The 17,196-nt window shown below is 69.4% G+C and carries 13 protein-coding genes; 12 read left to right on the top strand and 1 reads right to left on the bottom strand.

Features of this window, described 5'->3' with window-relative positions:
- The first annotated feature begins 71 nt into the window (after nt 1–71).
- The 8 genes from Q9K23_RS02435 (at nt 72) to truB (ending at nt 8,990) form a co-directional block, all read left to right on the top strand.
- Entirely contained in the window at nt 72–398 is a 327-nt protein-coding gene (locus Q9K23_RS02435; RefSeq protein WP_238403876.1) for a YlxR family protein, read from the top strand.
- Nucleotides 399–479: 81 nt separating this feature from the next.
- On the top strand, nt 480–3,356 hold the full coding sequence (gene infB / locus Q9K23_RS02430; protein WP_162128830.1) for a translation initiation factor IF-2: 2,877 nt from the start codon (nt 480–482) through the stop codon (nt 3,354–3,356).
- A gap of 102 nt (nt 3,357–3,458) precedes the next feature.
- Nucleotides 3,459–3,932 (top strand): 30S ribosome-binding factor RbfA, encoded by a 474-nt coding sequence (gene rbfA / locus Q9K23_RS02425; protein WP_053776404.1) that lies wholly within the window; start codon nt 3,459–3,461, stop codon nt 3,930–3,932.
- Nucleotides 3,929–4,897, top strand: coding sequence for a DHH family phosphoesterase (locus Q9K23_RS02420; RefSeq protein WP_020794483.1), 969 nt, complete (start codon nt 3,929–3,931; stop codon nt 4,895–4,897). The genes rbfA and Q9K23_RS02420 overlap by 4 nt, the downstream gene beginning before the upstream one ends.
- A gap of 29 nt (nt 4,898–4,926) precedes the next feature.
- Nucleotides 4,927–6,264 (top strand): MATE family efflux transporter, encoded by a 1,338-nt coding sequence (locus Q9K23_RS02415; protein WP_082365728.1) that lies wholly within the window; start codon nt 4,927–4,929, stop codon nt 6,262–6,264.
- 80 nt (nt 6,265–6,344) lie between these two features.
- Nucleotides 6,345–7,388: a metallophosphoesterase gene (locus tag Q9K23_RS02410; RefSeq protein WP_305950380.1), complete on the top strand. Its 1,044-nt coding sequence runs from the start codon at nt 6,345–6,347 to the stop codon at nt 7,386–7,388.
- Nucleotides 7,385–8,071, top strand: coding sequence for a 4'-phosphopantetheinyl transferase superfamily protein (locus tag Q9K23_RS02405; RefSeq protein WP_020793639.1), 687 nt, complete (start codon nt 7,385–7,387; stop codon nt 8,069–8,071). The genes Q9K23_RS02410 and Q9K23_RS02405 overlap by 4 nt, the downstream gene beginning before the upstream one ends.
- A 1-nt stretch (nt 8,072) precedes the next feature.
- Nucleotides 8,073–8,990 (top strand): tRNA pseudouridine(55) synthase TruB, encoded by a 918-nt coding sequence (gene truB / locus Q9K23_RS02400; RefSeq protein ID WP_020793641.1) that lies wholly within the window; start codon nt 8,073–8,075, stop codon nt 8,988–8,990.
- Between the two features lie 85 nt (nt 8,991–9,075).
- Here the strand turns inward: truB and Q9K23_RS02395 are convergent, their stop codons facing one another.
- Entirely contained in the window at nt 9,076–9,798 is a 723-nt protein-coding gene (locus tag Q9K23_RS02395; RefSeq protein WP_020791216.1) for a metal-dependent transcriptional regulator, read from the bottom strand.
- 150 nt (nt 9,799–9,948) lie between these two features.
- On the opposite strand from Q9K23_RS02395, the gene Q9K23_RS02390 reads away from it, so the two are divergent.
- The 4 genes from Q9K23_RS02390 (at nt 9,949) to Q9K23_RS02375 (ending at nt 17,195) form a co-directional block, all read left to right on the top strand.
- A complete protein-coding gene (locus Q9K23_RS02390) occupies nt 9,949–10,920 on the top strand; it encodes a bifunctional riboflavin kinase/FAD synthetase (RefSeq protein ID WP_082365739.1) in 972 nt (323 codons plus the stop codon).
- Nucleotides 10,921–11,136: 216 nt separating this feature from the next.
- Entirely contained in the window at nt 11,137–11,406 is a 270-nt protein-coding gene (rpsO, locus tag Q9K23_RS02385) for a 30S ribosomal protein S15 (RefSeq protein ID WP_020791219.1), read from the top strand.
- Nucleotides 11,407–11,850: 444 nt separating this feature from the next.
- Nucleotides 11,851–14,130, top strand: coding sequence for a polyribonucleotide nucleotidyltransferase (locus tag Q9K23_RS02380; RefSeq protein ID WP_053776406.1), 2,280 nt, complete (start codon nt 11,851–11,853; stop codon nt 14,128–14,130).
- Nucleotides 14,131–15,194: 1,064 nt separating this feature from the next.
- Nucleotides 15,195–17,195 (top strand): putative nucleotidyltransferase substrate binding domain-containing protein, encoded by a 2,001-nt coding sequence (locus Q9K23_RS02375; protein WP_152972610.1) that lies wholly within the window; start codon nt 15,195–15,197, stop codon nt 17,193–17,195.
- Nucleotide 17,196 lies beyond the last annotated feature (1 nt).

Raw genomic sequence — 17,196 nt, 5'->3', positions numbered from 1 at the left:
GAGGTCGGCGTGATCGGCGTCGAGCCGTGCGGCAGGGTTCCGTGCGGGTCGGCCGGCATCGTCCGATTCGGATGTGTGTCGGATGTCGGCAGCGGGCCGACACCTCGGATCTGATCCGGGTTGTCGCCCGTGCAGGGGAGGACGGCCAGTGCGTCGTCGTCGATCTCGCGAAGACCATGCCGGGACGGGGTGCGTGGCTGCATCCGCGGAAGGACTGTGTGTCCACCGCGGTGAGGCGACGCGCATTCGCCGCGGCACTGAGGACGCCGCGTCTGGTCGTGGAACCGGACGACCTCACCGAAGTGATCGGAACCGGAGTCCCGGCACCGGCCACGGACGACAGCACAGGCCCCGACAAGGGGCCAGAACAGGTAGCAGAAGACATGAGCACACCGTGAAGTCACCACGATGACCTCGTATCGGACGTAATCCGAGGCCGCAGCGGGCAGCCCCGCTCGGCCTCCATAGTGAGGAGAGCAGTGGCAGGCAAGGCCCGCGTGCACGAACTGGCCAAGGAACTGGGCGTGACGAGCAAACAGGTGCTCGAGCGACTCAAGGAACAGGGCGAGTTCGTCAAATCCGCGTCGTCGACAGTCGAGGCCCCGGTGGCCCGTCGACTCCGCGAATCATTCCCCAAGAAGGACGGCTCCGGTGGAGCCGGTTCTTCGGCACCGAAGCCCGGTGCCAACGGATCGAACGCCAAGCCCGGCGCCGGTCCGCGTCCCGGTCCGCGTCCGGGAGCCCCCAAGCCCGGTCCCGCGCCGGCCCCCGAGGCCCCGGCAGCCCAGGCTCGTCCGGCGGCTCCGGCCCGTCCGGCCGAACCCGCGGCAGCCGCGCCGTCGGCACCGTCGCGTCCGCAGCCCGGCCCCAAGCCGAGCCCGGCGGCACCCGGCCCCAAGCCCGGTGCACCGCGTCCGGCGGCCGCGCAGCAGAGCGCCCCGGAGGCCAAGCCAGCCGGGCAGAAGCCCGGCGGTGGTCCCACCCCGGGTCCGCGTCCCGGCCCCAAGCCCGGTCCGCGTACCCCGCGTGTCGGCAACAACCCGTACTCGTCGGCCCCGGCTCCCGCGCCGCGCCCGCCGGCCCCGCGTCCCGGTCAGGGCGGTCCTCGCCCCGGCGGTGGACGTCCCGGTGCTGCCCAGGGTGGCGGCCGTCCCGGTCAGGGTGGCCCGCGTCCCGGTGGTGGTCAGGGCGGCGGTAACCGTCCGAGCCCCGGCAACATGCCCCCGCGCCCGAACCCGGGTGCCATGCCCAGCCGTGCCGCACGGCCCGACGCCCGTCCGGGCGGTCGTGGTGGCGGCGCCGGTCGTGGCGGCCCCGGTGGCGGTGGCGGCGGTGGATACCGTGGCGGCCCCGGTGGCGGTGGCGGAGGTGCCCCCGCCGGTGGTGGCTTCCGCGGACGTCCCGGTGGCGGCGGCGGTGGCGGTCGTGGCCGCGGCGGTGCCGCAGGTGCGTTCGGTCGTCCCGGCGGTGCTCCGCGTAGGGGGCGCAAGTCGAAGCGGGCGAAGCGCGCCGAGTACGAGAGCATGCAGGCACCGGCAGTCGGCGGTGTCCGGCTGCCCCGCGGCAACGGTGAGGTCATCCGCCTCGCCCGCGGCGCCTCGCTGTCGGATTTCGCAGACAAGATCGGCGCCAACCCGGCATCGCTGGTGCAGGCCCTGTTCAACCTCGGCGAGATGGTCACGGCGACCGAGTCGGTCAACGACGAGACGCTGGAGCTGCTCGGCGGCGAGATGAACTACACCGTCCAGGTCGTGAGCCCGGAGGACGAGGACCGCGAGCTGCTCGAGAGCTTCGACCTCAGCTACGGCGAGGACGAGGGCGGCGAGGAAGACCTCGCACAGCGTCCGCCGGTGGTCACCGTCATGGGTCACGTCGACCACGGCAAGACCCGACTGCTCGACACCATCCGCAAGGCCAACGTCCGCGAGGGCGAGGCCGGTGGTATCACCCAGCACATCGGTGCCTACCAGGTCGACACGCACCTCAACGGTGAAGATCGCCTGATCACCTTCATCGACACCCCGGGTCACGAGGCGTTCACCGCCATGCGTGCCCGTGGTGCGAAGGCCACCGACATCGCGATCCTCGTGGTCGCGGCCGACGACGGCGTGATGCCGCAGACGGTGGAGGCGGTCAACCACGCACAGGCGGCCGACGTGCCGATCGTGGTGGCGGTCAACAAGATCGACAAGGAGGGCGCGGATCCGACCAAGATCCGTGGTCAGCTCACCGAGTACGGTCTGGTGCCCGAGGAGTACGGCGGCGACACCATGTTCGTCGACATCTCGGCCAAGCAGGGTCTGAACATCGAGGCACTCCTCGAGGCAGTGCTGCTGACCGCCGACGCATCGCTGGATCTGCGGGCGAACCCGGACATGGACGCGCAGGGTGTGGCCATCGAGGCCCACCTCGACCGCGGCCGTGGCCCGGTGGCCACCGTGCTGGTCCAGCGCGGCACCCTGCGGGTCGGTGACTCGGTGGTGGCCGGCGACGCCTACGGTCGTGTGCGCCGCATGGTCGACGAGTACGGCGACGACGTCGAAGAGGCGCTGCCGTCGCGTCCGGTCCAGGTCATCGGCTTCACGTCGGTGCCCGGCGCCGGCGACAACCTGCTCGTCGTCGAGGAAGACCGCATCGCCCGGCAGATCGCCGACCGGCGCAATGCGCGCAAGCGCAACGCACTGGCCGCACGCAGCCGCAAGCGGATCAGCCTCGAGGACCTGGATTCGGCGCTCAAGGAGACCAGCCAGCTCAACCTCATCCTCAAGGGTGACAACTCGGGTACCGTCGAGGCGCTCGAAGAGGCACTGCTCGGGATCGAGATGGGCGACGAGGTCTCGCTGCGGGTCATCGACCGCGGTGTCGGTGGCGTCACCGAGACCAACGTCAACCTGGCTGCGGCGTCGGATGCGATCATCATCGGCTTCAACGTCCGTGCGGAGGGCAAGGCCACCGAGCTGGCCAACCGCGAGGGCGTCGACATCCGGTACTACTCGGTGATCTACCAGGCCATCGACGAGATCGAGAGCGCGCTCAAGGGCATGCTCAAGCCGGTCTACGAAGAGGTGGAGCTCGGCCGCGCCGAGATCCGCGCGATCTTCAAGTCGTCGAAGATCGGCAACATCGCCGGTTGCCTCGTACAGTCGGGCATCGTGCGTCGCAACGCCAAGGCCCGCCTGCTGCGCGACAACGTCGTGGTCGCCGAGAACCTCACGATCTCCTCGCTCCGCCGCGAGAAGGACGACGTGGTCGAGGTTCGCGAAGGCTACGAATGTGGTCTGACGGTCACCTACAGCGACATCAAGGTCGACGACGTGATCGAGACCTACGAGTTGCAGGAGAAGCCGCGCGACTGACGCGCACCGTTACACCCAGGCTCCCCTTCCGCCCGGCACGCACCGCTTCCGGTGCGTGCCGGGTCGGGAGGGGAGCAGCTTCTGACCTCAGGGAGGAACCCGATGGCTGATCCGGCACGAGCACAACGACTCGCCAAGCGGATCTCGTCGATCGTCGCGTCGGCGATCGCGAACGAGATCAAGGATCCGCGGCTGGCACATGTCACCGTCACCGACGCACGCGTCACCGCCGACCTACACGACGCCACCATCTTCTACACGGTGATGGGAGCGGGTATCGACGACGAACCCGATCTCGAGGGTGCAGCGGCCGGCCTGAAGAAGGCCACCGGCATCCTCCGCTCCAAGGTGGGCGCCGGCACCGGTGTCCGCTTCACCCCGACGCTGACCTTCGTCGTCGACACCGTGCCCGATGCGGCCCGGCAGATGGAGGAACTGGTCGCCAAGGCCCGGGCGAGTGACGAACTCGTCGCCCGTCAGGCCGCGGGTGCCCGGCCGGCCGGTGACGCCGACCCCTACCGGAGCAAGGACGACGACGATCCGGAGACCGCGGACGGCGAGGACACCGACGAGTGACCGCCGGTTCGAGTTCGGACGTCGCGGCACTGTTGCGCCGCGCCGCCGACGACGCGGGCGCGGTGACCATCCTGTGTCACATGCGACCCGACGCCGACACCATCGGCAGTGGTCTGGCCCTGGGTCTGGCCCTCGACGGTCTCGGCGTCGATGTCGAGGTGGCATTCCCGGGACCGGAGGAACTGCCCGCCGCGCTGCGGGAACTGCCGGGCAGCAAGCTGCTCGTCGATCCCGCACATCTGGTGGGGCAGCCGGTCGCGGTGTCGGTGGACGCGGCGAGCGTCGCCCGCCTCGGGGCGCTCGATGCGCACTTCGGTGCGGCCGAGCACTCCGTGGTGATCGACCATCACGCATCCAACCCCGGGTTCGGTGACATCGACTTCATCGACCCGGCCGCGGACTGCACCGCCGAACTGGTGCTGCGCGTCCTCGACGACATGGGTGTGGAGCTCGACGTCGACATCGCGACCTGTCTGTATGCGGGGCTGACCACCGACACCGGCTCGTTCCGGTGGGCGCGGCCGGAATCGCTGCGGGTGGCCGCCCGACTCCTCGACGTCGGGGTGGACGGTCGCGGCTGGAGCCGGCGGCTCTTCGACACCCATCCGTTCTCCTGGTTCGGCATGGTCTCGCAGGTCCTCGGCGCCGCACAGCTGGACCGGACCGCCTGTGGCGGTGAGGGTCTGGTGTATGCGGTGGTCGATGCCACGGCGCTGGCCGACCTCAGCTGGGAGGAATCGGAGAGCATCGTCGACATCGTGCGCACCGCCGCCGAGGCGGAGGTCGCCGCGGTGTTCAAGCAGGTCGGTGCCGAACGGTGGACGGTCTCCCTGCGGTCGAAGAACACCGTCGACCTGGTGCCGATCGCCCGCGCCCACGGCGGCGGCGGGCATCGTCACGCGTCCGGATACAGCGATGCCGGTCCGATCGACGAGGTGATCGCCCGACTGCGGGATTCGCTCTGACCCCCACATCCTCCGATCTCGACGCCGGGATGCGTCGCGTCGGTGTCCTGACGGTGTCGGCGCTGGCGGTGCTGGTCGCGCCGCCGCTGTACCTGCTGCTGGATCTGGCGGTGGTGGGCAGGCTCGGCGGCGACGAACTCGCCGCGGTGGCCGTGGCCACCCTCGTCCTGTCGATCATCAGTACCCAGCTGACGTTCTTGTCCTATGGGACCACCGCCCGTGCGGCCCGCCGGTTCGGTGCCGGTGATCGCGCCGGGGCGGTGGAGGAGGGTGTGCAGGCGAGCTGGATCGCCGTCGGCGCCGGGCTGCTGCTGGTCGCGATCACCTATCCGATCGCACCCTGGGTGATGTCGGCGCTGGTCGGACACGACTCGCCGGCGTCGGCGGTGGTCGCCGCCGATGCCACCCAGTGGCTGCGGATCGCGGTGTTCGGGGTGCCGCTCATCCTGCTGTCGATGGCCGGTAACGGCTGGATGCGCGGCGTGCAGGAGACCCGCCGCCCGGTGATCTACGTGGTGGTGGGGCTGTCGGTGGCCGCGGTCCTCGTCGTCGGCCTGGTACACGGCGTCGGCTTCTTCCCGCGGCTGGGCCTCGACGGCAGCGCGGTGGCCAATGTGATCGGCCAGGGCATCACCGGTCTGCTGTTCGCCACCCGCGTGGTGCGGGAACGCGTGACCGGCGCCGATCGGCCGTGGGCGGCGTTCGCCCCACGCTGGTCGGTGATCGGCGCACAACTGCGTATGGCCCGCGACCTCATCGTGCGGAGCCTGAGTTTCCAGATCTGCTTCGTCTCGGCGGCCGCGGTGGCCGCCCGGTTCGGCGTGGCCCAGGTCGCCGCCCACCAGCTCGTCCTGCAGTTGTGGGACTTCGTGTCGCTGTTCCTGGACTCGGTGGCGATCGCCGCGCAGGCCCTCGTCGGTGCGGCCCTCGGCGCCGGGTCGGTGGCGGTGGCGCGCAGCGTCGCCCGTCGGGTCACCATCATGTCGGCGGTGGCCGCGGTGCTGATGGCGTGTCTGTTCGCGCTCGGGTCGTCGGTGGTGCCGCGGGTGTTCACCGCCGACGACGCCGTCCTCGCCGCGATCGGGGTGCCGTGGTGGTTCTTCGTCGGAATGCTGCCGCTGGCCGGGGTGGTGTTCGCGCTCGACGGTGTACTGCTGGGCAGCGGTGATGCGGCCTTCCTACGCACCGCGACGCTGATCGGGGCACTGTTCGGCTTCCTGCCGCTGATCTGGATGTCGCTGGCCTTCGACTGGGGGCTGGCCGGGGTGTGGTCGGGGCTGGTGCTGTTCATGGTGATCCGGCTGATCGCGGTGGTGTGGCGGGTGCTCTCCGGACGCTGGCACCGGACCGGCACCGAGATCGCGTGAGCCGCGGGCGGTTGCACCCGAGTGGTGCGTGACTGCGCCGATTGCTCCGCGCGCCGGGGTCTCTGGCACGATGGATCCTCGTGGCAACTCTCTGGGCGATCAGCGATCTGCATGTTGCGCATCGCGGCAACGAGCACATCATCGACCAGGTCCGTCCGAGCTCCGACGACGACTGGCTGATCGTGGCGGGCGACGTCGCCGAACGCACCGACGACATCATCGACACCCTGCGCCGGCTGCGCGCCCGTTTCCACACGGTGATCTGGGTGCCGGGCAACCACGAGCTCTACACGACGGCCAAGGACCCGCTGCAGGTGTTCGGTGTGGCGCGCTACGACTATCTGGTGCAGGCCTGCCGGGACATCGGGGTGATCACCCCGGAGGACATCTACCCGAGCTTCGATCCCGGCGACGGCAGCGGACCGGTGCGGGTGGTGCCGATGTTCCTGCTCTACGACTACACCTTTCGCCCCGAGGGCACGGCGACGGCGCTCGCGGCGCTCGCCGTGGCGCGGGAACGCAATGTGGTGGCCACCGACGAGTTCCTGCTCTCGCCCGAGCCGTATCCGACCCGTGATGCGTGGGGGCGGGCGCGGGTGGCGGCCACCCGCACCCGGCTCGAGGCCCTCGACCCGGCCGAGCCGACCGTCCTGATCAACCACTGGCCGTTGCGCCGCGAACCCACCGACACCCTGATGTATCCGGAGTTCGCGCTGTGGTGCGGCACCGTCGAGACCGCCGACTGGCACACCCGGTTCAACGCCGCCTGCTGCGTCTACGGGCATCTACACATCCCGCGCACCACCTTCTACGACGACGTCCGGTTCGAGGAGGTGTCGGTGGGCTATCCGCGGGAGTGGAAGCGCCGCGGCCTGCCCGAACCGCTGCTGCGTCAGATCCATCCGGATCCGGGTCTGCGAGAGGCCGATCTGCCCGCCCACGGCGCCCGGTTCGAGCTGCCCCCCGACTACGAGGAACGGGCCCGTGAGTTCGCCCGCCGGATCGAGGAACGACGCCGCAGGCGGGCCGGGAAAGCCGGACCGGCCGGCCCGGACGCGAACACCCCCGACACGAACACCACCGACACGAACACCACCGACGAGAGCAAGGGGCACACTCCGTGATCGAACGACTGCTGCCCGCCGGTGTGGCGGCGGCCGAATCCTTCGGTGACCCACCGGGTCTGACCCCGATGCCGGCCGAGGAGTCGCTGATCTCGCGGGCGGTGGAGAAGCGTCGTCGTGAGTTCACCACCGCGCGTCACTGCGCGCGGCAGGCGCTCGGCGAACTCGGTATCGCCCCGGTGCCGATCATGCGGGGTGAACGCGGGATGCCGGTGTGGCCCAAGCAGGTCGTCGGCAGCCTCACCCACTGTGACGGCTATCGCGCGGCGATCGTCGGGTTCTCGATGGCGGTGCGGTCGGTCGGCATCGACGCCGAACCGCACGCCGCGCTGCCCGACGGTGTGCTCGACCACACCAGCCTGCCCGCCGAGCGGGAGGTGCTCGCGACGCGCCCGGACACCCTGCACTGGGACCGGTTGCTGTTCTGCGCCAAGGAGGCCACCTACAAGGCGTGGTTCCCGCTGACCGAGCGCTGGCTGGGGTTCGAGGATGCACACATCACCTTCGAGCAGGACACCGCCGATGCGGGGGTGACCGGTCCGGACGGGGTGGCGTCGGGACGGTTCACCTCCCGCATCCTGATCGACGGCCGGGCGATCGACGGGGGAGCGCCGCTGAACGAACTGCACGGCCGCTGGCTCGTGGACCGCGGACTGATCACCACGACGATCGTGATGGTGTGACATGGCCGACCTCTCCATCGAGAACGCCGGGCTGGTCATCATCGACAAGTCCGACGGCATCACCAGCCACGACGCGGTGTCCCGCTGCCGCAAGATCTTCAACACCCGCCGTGTGGGTCACGCCGGCACCCTGGACCCGATGGCCACCGGCGTGCTCGTCATCGGCATCGAACGGGCCACCAAGCTGCTCGGACTGCTGTCGCTGACCACCAAGGCCTATGTGGCCACCATCCGGCTCGGGTCGTCGACCACCACCGACGACAAAGAAGGCGAGATCCTCACCCGCGGCGACGTGTCCGGGGTGACCGACGAGGCGATCGCCACCGGGATCGCCGCGCTGACCGGCGAGATCGAGCAGGTCCCGGCCAAGGTGTCGGCGATCAAGGTCGACGGCCGGCGCGCACACGCGCTGGTGCGTACCGGCGCCGACTTCGACCTCGAGGCCCGCCCGGTGACGGTGTCGCGGTTCGACGTCCTCGAGATCCGTCGTGTCGACGGATCGGACGGCTCCGGCGGGTTCATCGACATCGACGTCGAGGTGGACTGCTCGGCGGGGACCTATATCCGTTCCCTGGCACGCGATCTGGGTGCCGGGCTCGGGGTGGGGGGACATCTCACCGCCCTGCGGCGCACCGCCGTCGGACCGTTCACCCTCGAGCATGCGCGCACCCTCGATCAGCTCGCCGAGCATCCGCTGCTGTCGCTGACCATCGACGAGGCCGCGCTGCTGTCGTTCCCGCGGCGTGACATCGATGCCGAGGAGGCCGAGTCGATCAGCCAGGGTCGGTGGCTGGAGCCGGTCGGGCTCAAGGGGATTCACGTCGCCGTCGACCCGGATGGACAGGCGATCGCCCTGCTCCAGGAGAAGGGGCGCCGGGCGAGCTCGGTGATGGTGGTCCGCCCGGCCACCCTCCGCTAGCCCGGGCGACCGGGTCCGGGGCACACCGGGTCCGGGGCACACCGGGGAGGTGGGTCGGTTCGCCGGGGCGGGGTGGACGAGGGGCTCAGGCCCCGGCCACGAGGAAGATCGCGCGGGCGGCGATGTCGCCGAGGTCGATCGGTTCGGCGTCGTTGACCGTGATCGAGATGGTGCCCGCGAACGGACGCTTCTCGATCACCGTCACCGTGCAGTCCAGTGCCACACCCACCTGGTCGAAGTACCGCAGCATCTCCGGGTCGGTGTCGGAGATACGGGCGATGGTCCCCGACGTCCCCACCTCGACGTCGGCGAGGGAATCGGCGGCCGGGCTGGGCACCGATCCGTCGAGCGCCGGGATCGGGTCGCCGTGCGGGTCGCGGTCGGGGTGGCCGAGTTTGGCGTCGAGACGGGCCATCAGCCGATCGGAGACGGCGTGCTCGAGCACCTCGGCCTCGTCGTGCACCTCATCCCAGCCGTAGCCGAGTTCGCGCACCAGGAAGGTCTCGAGCAGCCGGTGGCGGCGCACCATCAGGATCGCGGCCGTGCGACCGGCGTCGGTGAGTGTCACCGCACCGTACGGTTCGTGGGAGACCAGGCCCTGATCGGCGAGTTTGCGGATCGACTCCGACGCCGTCGACGCCGACACCCCCATCTTGTCGGCGAGCAACTTGGTGGTGACCTTGACCTCGGCCCACTCCTGGGAGGTCCAGATGACCTTCAGGTAGTCCTGGGTGACGGTCGACAGTGATTCGACCGCTCCATCGGCCGGGATCTCTTTGCGGGCCCCGGACGTTCCTCTGCTGGGCATGCACAGCAGCTTATGCGCGGACGGTGACACGGGCGAAATGCGCGGTGCGTGTCGGACGATGTTCACCGGCCGCCGTACACCCCGACACCTGAGGTTCACACCGGCCGGTCGTGGTGGTGGGCGCGGCGCCTGCGTCGTAGTCTGGTGCGCGTGTTGCGTTGGCGAGGTCTCGAGGATGTCCCCGCGGATTGGGGTCGGTGTGTGGTCACGATCGGTGTCTTCGACGGTGTGCACCGTGGGCATGCGCAGCTGATCGGTGCTGCCACCACGGCTGCACGAGACCGTGGGGTACCCGCGGTGTTGATGACCTTCGATCCCCATCCGGCGGAGGTGGTGCGCGCCGGCAGTCATCCGCCGCAGCTGACCACCCTCACCCGGCGGGCCGAACTGGCCGAGGAGCTCGGCATCGACGTGTTCTGCGTCATGCCGTTCACCCCGGAGCTGATGTCGAAGTCGCCCAAGGACTTCGCCCACGACGTCCTCGTGGAGAGCCTGCACGCCGCCGACGTGGTGGTGGGGGACAACTTCACCTTCGGACGCAAGGCGGCCGGTGACGTCCCCAAACTGATCGAGCTCGGCAAGAAGTTCGGCTTCGAGGTGCAGGCCATCTCGCTGTTCGGCGAGCATGCGGTCACCTTCTCCTCGACCTACATCCGCTCGTGCGTGGGTGCCGGCGACGTCGAACGGGCCACCGAGGCCCTCGGCCGGCCGCACCGCGTGGAAGGCGTCGTGGTGCGTGGTGACGGGCGCGGCCGCGAACTCGGTTTCCCCACAGCCAATGTCGCGCCGCCCATGCATGCGGCGATCCCTGCCGACGGTGTCTACGCGGCCTGGTTCACCGTCCTCGGTGCCGGACCGGTGGTGGGGCAGGTGGTCCCGGGGGAGCGCTACGAGGCGGCGGTGTCGGTGGGCACCAACCCGACCTTCTCCGGGCGCACCCGCACGGTGGAGGCGTTCGTCCTCGACACCAGCGCGGACCTCTACGGCCAGCACGTCGCCGTGGACTTCGTCGCCAGGATCCGTCCGATGGAACCGTTCGAGAGTGTCGAGGCGCTGATCGTCGCGATCGGCGACGACGTGGAGAAGACCCGCGGCATCCTCGAGGCCGAGAAACTGAAGTAGGCGCGCCGGCGGGACGATCCGGCCGGTCGCCGATCGGGCACGAGGCCCGGGGCGGCGCCCGGTGCCCGCGATTTGGGCGGAGCGCATCGGGTTCGGTAGCCTGTACGACGGTGTTGCTGCGGTCCGCGGTGGCACACCGGTCCCGCACAGACATCCGGGTGGATGTCGCGCGGTGGGACATCATGATTGCGCGGCACTGAGAAACGGAGAATCTCCATGGCACTGACTGCTGCCGAGAAGAAGACCATCCTGGCCGAGTACGGCCTGCACGAGACCGACACCGGCTCCCCGGAGGCCCAGGTCGCGATGCTGACCAAGCGCATCACCGACCTGACCGAGCACCTCAAGGAGCACAAGCACGATCACCACAGCCGTCGTGGTCTGCTGCTGCTGGTCGGCCGTCGCCGTCGCCTGCTCAAGTACGTCGCCAAGGTCGACATCAACCGCTACCGCTCGCTGATCGAGCGCCTCGGCCTGCGTCGCTGAGCGACCTGCCGAACGTGTCGCCGAGCGGCGCACGGTAGCCCCGATACACCACCGAACCGGCCATCTCCACTGGAGGTGGCCGGTTCTGTGCTGTGTCGATGGTAGGCTGGCCAACGGAACGTTGCCGTGGGCAAAGTCCCCAGGATGTGATCCCAGTGTCAGATCGGTCCTCGGTAGTGGCCGCCGGAACACGAGGTTCCGGCCGCTTCGATCGAAGGCCGTCTGAGCTCCAGGCAGGCAAGACGTGCATGCCGTCACCTCCGGTCGACGATGTCTCACACCCGTTCTGGGTTGTCGGACGCACGCAGACGAGATCGCGTGCACGCTTCACCTCGGACTTCTTCTCCGGTGGGGCACGGCACCCATATCCGCATATTCACGGCCGCACGATGCGGCCCACACCGGCCGCAGGATGCGGCCGAAACGAAGGGATCATCACCCCACATGACCGATGTGACCACCAATGACGACTTCGTCGACTACGACGACGCCATCACCGAAGCCACCGCCATCATCGACAACGGCAGCTTCGGCACCCGCACCATCCGATTCGAGACGGGTCGCCTGGCCCTGCAGGCCGCCGGATCGGTGACCGCCTACCTCGACGACGAGACCATGCTGCTGTCGACCACCACGGCGTCGAAGCACCCGAAGGAGCACTTCGACTTCTTCCCGCTGACCGTCGACGTCGAAGAGCGCATGTACGCCGCCGGCCGCATCCCCGGCTCGTTCTTCCGTCGCGAGGGCCGCCCGTCCACCGACGCGATCCTGACCTGCCGTCTGATCGACCGCCCGCTGCGCCCGTCGTTCGTCGACGGCCTGCGCAACGAGATCCAGGTCGTCGTCACCGTGATGAGCCTGAACCCCAACGACCTGTACGACGTCGTCGCGATCAACGCGGCCTCGGCGTCCACCCAGCTCGCCGGACTGCCGTTCTCGGGCCCGGTCGGCGGTGTGCGCGTCGCGCTCATCCCCACCGAGGAGAACAAGGCCGGCCAGTGGGTCGCGTTCCCGACCGCCGAGCAGCTCGAGGGTGCCGTCTTCAACATGGTCGTCGCCGGTCGCATCGTGGGCGGCTCCGGTGACACCGCCGACGTCGCGATCATGATGGTCGAGGCCGAGGCCACCGACAACGTCATCGACCTCATCGCCGGTGGCGCACAGGCCCCGACCGAGTCGATCGTCGCCGAGGGCCTCGAGGCCGCCAAGCCGTTCATCGCCCGCCTGTGCGAGGCGCAGAAGTCGCTGGCCGACGCCGCCGCCAAGGCGACCGGACAGTTCCCGCTGTTCCCGCCGTACGAGCAGGACGCCTTCGACGCCGTGGCCGCCGTGGCCACCGAGCGCCTGTCGGAGATCCTGACCATCCCCGGCAAGCAGGAGCGCGACGACAAGACCGACGCGCTCAAGGACGACGTCCTCGCGCAGCTCGCCGAGCAGTTCGAGGGTCGCGAGAAGGAGATCGGTGCGGCCTACCGCTCGGTCACCAAGAAGCTGGTGCGCCAGCGCATCCTGACCGACCACTTCCGCATCGACGGCCGTGGCATCACCGACATCCGCTCGCTGTCGGCGGAGGTCGCGGTGATCCCGCGCGCCCACGGTTCGGCACTGTTCGAGCGCGGCGAGACCCAGATCCTCGGCGTCACCACCCTGGACATGGTCAAGATGGCCCAGCAGATCGACTCGCTGACGCCGGAGACCTCCAAGCGGTACATGCACCACTACAACTTCCCGCCGTACTCGACCGGTGAGACCGGCCGCGTCGGCTCGCCGAAGCGTCGTGAGATCGGCCACGGTGCGCTCGCCGAGCGTGCCCTGGTGCCGGTGATCCCGAGCGTCGAGGAGTTCCCGTACGCGATCCGTCAGGTGTCGGAGGCGTTGGGCTCCAACGGTTCCACCTCGATGGGTTCGGTGTGTGCGTCCACCATGTCGCTGCTGAACGCCGGTGTGCCGCTGCGCGCCCCGGTCGCCGGCATCGCGATGGGTCTGGTGTCCGACACCGTCGACGGCGAGACCCGCTATGTCGCGCTGACCGACATCCTGGGCGCCGAGGATGCCTTCGGCGACATGGACTTCAAGGTGGCCGGCACCAAGGACTTCGTGACCGCGCTGCAGCTCGACACCAAGCTCGACGGCATCCCGTCCAAGGTGCTCGCCGGTGCGCTGAGCCAGGCCAAGGACGCCCGTCTGACCATCCTGGACGTCATGGCCGAGGCCATCGACGAGCCGGACGAGATGAGCCCGTACGCCCCGCGGATCACCACCATCAAGATCCCGGTGGACAAGATCGGCGAGCTGATCGGCCCCAAGGGCAAGACGATCAACGGCATCACCGAGGAGACCGGCGCCAACATCTCCATCGAGGACGACGGCACCGTGTTCGTCGGTGCCGCCGACGGCCCGTCGGCGCAGGCCGCGATCGACAAGGTCAACGCCATCGCCAACCCGCAGCTGCCGAAGGTGGGCGAGCGTTTCCTCGGCACCGTCGTCAAGACCACCGCGTTCGGTGCGTTCGTGTCGCTGCTGCCGGGTCGTGACGGCCTGGTGCACATCTCCAAGCTCGGTAAGGGCAAGCGCATCAACAAGGTCGAGGACGTCGTGAACGTGGGCTCCAAGCTCCGCGTCGAGATCGCCGACATCGACGAGCGCGGCAAGATCAGCCTGGTCCCGGTGGACGAGGACGCCAAGTCCGACGCCCCGGCCGAGGCTGCCACCGCCGACGCCTGATAGACGAAGCCCACCGGCCCGCATCGATCATCGATGCGGGCCGGTGTGTTTTGAGCGGTATCCGGTGGTTGAGCCGGTGAGGAGCGGAGCGACGAGGCGTGTGTGTTTGGTGGTTGAGCCGCTGAGGAGCGGAGCGACGAGGCGTGTCGAAACCTCTGTCGGCCGACGTCGAGAAGTGATCACCTTCGAGGTGGTTGCGAACACTGTCGGGTCACTGGGTCTCGACACGGGTCCTCGCCTAGCGGCTCGGTCCCGGCTCGACCATCGGAGGTGGCTGGTTGAGCCGGTGAGGAGCGGAGCGACGAGGCGTGTCGAAACCTCTGTCGGCCGACGTCGAGAAGTGATCACCTTCGAGGTGGTTGCGAACACTGTCGGGTCACTGGGTCTCGACACGGGTCCTCGCCTAGCGGCTCGGTCCCGGCTCGACCATCGGAGGTGGCTGGTTGAGCCGGTGAGGAGCGGAGCGACGAGGCGTGTGTGTTTGGTGGTTGAGCCGCTGAGGAGCGGAGCGACGAGGCGTGTCGAAACCTCTGTCGGCTGACGTCGACAGGTGGCCACCTCTGAGGTGGTTGTGAGCATTGTTGGGTCACTGGGTCTCGACACGGGTCCTCGCCTAGCGGCTCGGTCCCGGCTCGACCATCGATAGTGGCTGGTTGAGCCGCTGAGGAGCGGAGCGACGAGGCGTGTGTGTTTGGTGGTTGAGCCGCTGAGGAGCGGAGCGACGAGGCGTGTCGAAACCTCTGTCGGCTGACGTCGACAGGTGGCCACCTCTGAGGTGGTTGTGAGCATTGTTGGGTCACCGGGTCTCGACTCGGGTCCTCGCCTGGCGGCTCGGTCCCGGCTCGACCATCGAAGGTGGTCGGGCGAGCTTCGGGTCCCGGCTCGACCATCGAGGGGGTCGGTGGCTGGTTGAGCGGCTCGACCGAGCGGAACAGGGGGAGGACGTTCTGGCGGGCGAAACCGCCGTCGGTCGTCCGAGTGACCGGCAGGGGGCGTCGACACCGCTACGGTTGGTGACATCACCGGGAGCATCCTCGAGCCGATGGGGTCCACGGAGAGGTCATATGAGCGAGAAGCACAGGCCGAAGACTGACCGGGAGCGCCGGCCGTGGTTGTATGCGCGCGTGCCGGAACGGCCGTTGTTTGGTGAACCGGCACAGCCACTGCGGATCCTCGACCGCGACACCCATGCTGACCCACTGCCGTACGTCCGCGTGGATCTCGTCAGGTTCCTGCGTAGCCATGCGCCTTTCGACTCGCTGCCACCCGACACCGTCGCCCGGATGCTGGTGGACGTCGGCGACGAGACCGAACCTGCCGGCGCGGTTCTGGTGGACGGGTTCACCGAGCCGACCGACGTGGTGGTCGCGGTGATCAGCGGGCGCGTCGGACTGCAGGAGTCCACAGACACCGACGGGTTCTCTGAAGTACTCGGTCCCGGAGCGGTGTTCGGGGTGTCTCCGGGACCGGGCGGTGAACTGCGCGGACCCCGTGCCGTCGTCGTCGAGAAGGCGCGGATCTGCCGTATCCCCGGTGATGCCGCACGACGTGCTCTGCGCGGGCGGTCGTCGACCGGCATTCCCGGGCTCGCCATGCGACTGTCGGTGCCGCGGCGCCGTGGCATGCTGCCGGGCGGCACCGGCCTGGTGGGCGACCTGCTGGCCGACACCCCACCGATCCTCGACGCGCACAACACGATCCGTGCCGCGGCGTCGGCGATGGCCACCCGTGGGGGACCGGTCTGCTATCGCGCAGCCGACGGCACCGTGCGGATCGTCACCGATGCCGATCTGCGCGACCGCATCGCTGCGGGCGGCGCCACCGATGCCCCGATCACCGAGATCGGTGCCGCTCCGACGATCTCGGTGACCACCGACTTCCCGGTGTCCGACGTCATCACCCGGATCCTGGATCATCCCGCCGCCGATCACAGCACCGACGTGGTGGCGGTGGTCGATCCCGACGGCACCCTGCGCGGTCTGCTCACCCCGCGTGAGTTGCTGGCGACGCGCGTCGACGAGGTGACGCTGTTGCGAGCCGGACTCGCCTCGGCCGCCACCGTCGACGAACTGCAGGACCTCACCCGCCGATGGCCTCAGCTGATGGCCGACCTGGTCCGTCGGGGCCGCGCGACACAAGAGATCACCGCGGCGGCGTCATCGCTGCTCCAGACCTCGCTGCGGCGGGCGATCACCCTGACCGAGGCCGCGCACCCGGATCTCGCCTGGGATGCGGTGACGTGGATGTGCCTGGGCAGCGTGTCACGCCGTGAAGTGGTGCCCAGCTCGGATGTGGAATCGGCGGTGATCCTCGACGACACCGTCGACGCGACGATGCGCACGCGCCTGGCCGCCGCTTTCGGCGAGGTCGACACGATCCTCGCCGGCGGAGGTATCGCGCCGGACGACAACGGGGTGCGGGCCTCGGCGCCGCTGTTCGCCCGGACCCGCAGCGAGTGGGGCTCGGCGGCGGCCGCGTGGACCGATGCGCCGCTGGAGAACCGGGGAATGCTGTTCACCGCACTGCTCTTCGACGCCCGACCCCTGACCGGCGATTCATCGGTGTCGCTCGGGCCGAGCCTGTTCGGTGATCTCCGGACCCGACCGGACACGGTGAGATCGCTTCTGGCCGAGTCGCTCTCGACTCGATCCCGGCTGCGGTCGGTGCGTGATGTGCTGACCCGTCGCGCGGGTGTCTTCGACATCAAATCCCACGCCCTGACCCCGCTGATCAACCTGGCCCGCTGGGCGGCGATCAGCGTCGGCGCCACCGAGGTCGACACCCGATCCCGGTTGCGCGCGGCGGCGGCGAGTCCGCTTCTGGGGGAGGCGGACTCGGCCACCCTGCTCGAGGTGCTCGACGTGCTCCAGCGGGTCCGGCTGACCTACCAGGTCGCCTTGCTCGACCGCGGCGAACAACCGACCGACCTGATCACCATGTCGCGGCTGTCGCCGATCGACCGCAGCCTGATCGCCCAATCGGTGCGCGAGATCGCCGCCATCCAACGACGCATGGCCGGACTGAGTGCCCTCGTCGGCGCCGGTGACCTCACCACGACGGACTGAT

Source organism: Gordonia sp. NB41Y, from assembly GCF_030718915.1.
In the GTDB taxonomy this organism is placed as follows: domain Bacteria; phylum Actinomycetota; class Actinomycetes; order Mycobacteriales; family Mycobacteriaceae; genus Gordonia; species Gordonia desulfuricans.
The sequence above is the reverse complement of the archived record's forward strand: the minus strand, read 5'-3'. Positions and strand labels throughout refer to the sequence as shown.

Excerpts from the sequence above, each read along its gene's own strand:
- Q9K23_RS02435 (WP_238403876.1), top strand. The coding sequence starts at position 72 with ATGTGTGTCGGATGTCGGCAGCGGGCCGACACCTCGGATCTGATCCGG.
- rbfA (WP_053776404.1), top strand. The coding sequence starts at position 3,459 with ATGGCTGATCCGGCACGAGCACAACGACTCGCCAAGCGGATCTCGTCG.
- Q9K23_RS02415 (WP_082365728.1), top strand. The coding sequence starts at position 4,927 with ATGCGTCGCGTCGGTGTCCTGACGGTGTCGGCGCTGGCGGTGCTGGTC.
- truB (WP_020793641.1), top strand. The coding sequence starts at position 8,073 with ATGGCCGACCTCTCCATCGAGAACGCCGGGCTGGTCATCATCGACAAG.
- Q9K23_RS02395 (WP_020791216.1), bottom strand. The coding sequence starts at position 9,798 with ATGCCCAGCAGAGGAACGTCCGGGGCCCGCAAAGAGATCCCGGCCGAT.
- rpsO (WP_020791219.1), top strand. The coding sequence starts at position 11,137 with ATGGCACTGACTGCTGCCGAGAAGAAGACCATCCTGGCCGAGTACGGC.
- Q9K23_RS02380 (WP_053776406.1), top strand. The coding sequence starts at position 11,851 with ATGACCGATGTGACCACCAATGACGACTTCGTCGACTACGACGACGCC.
- Q9K23_RS02375 (WP_152972610.1), top strand. The coding sequence starts at position 15,195 with ATGAGCGAGAAGCACAGGCCGAAGACTGACCGGGAGCGCCGGCCGTGG.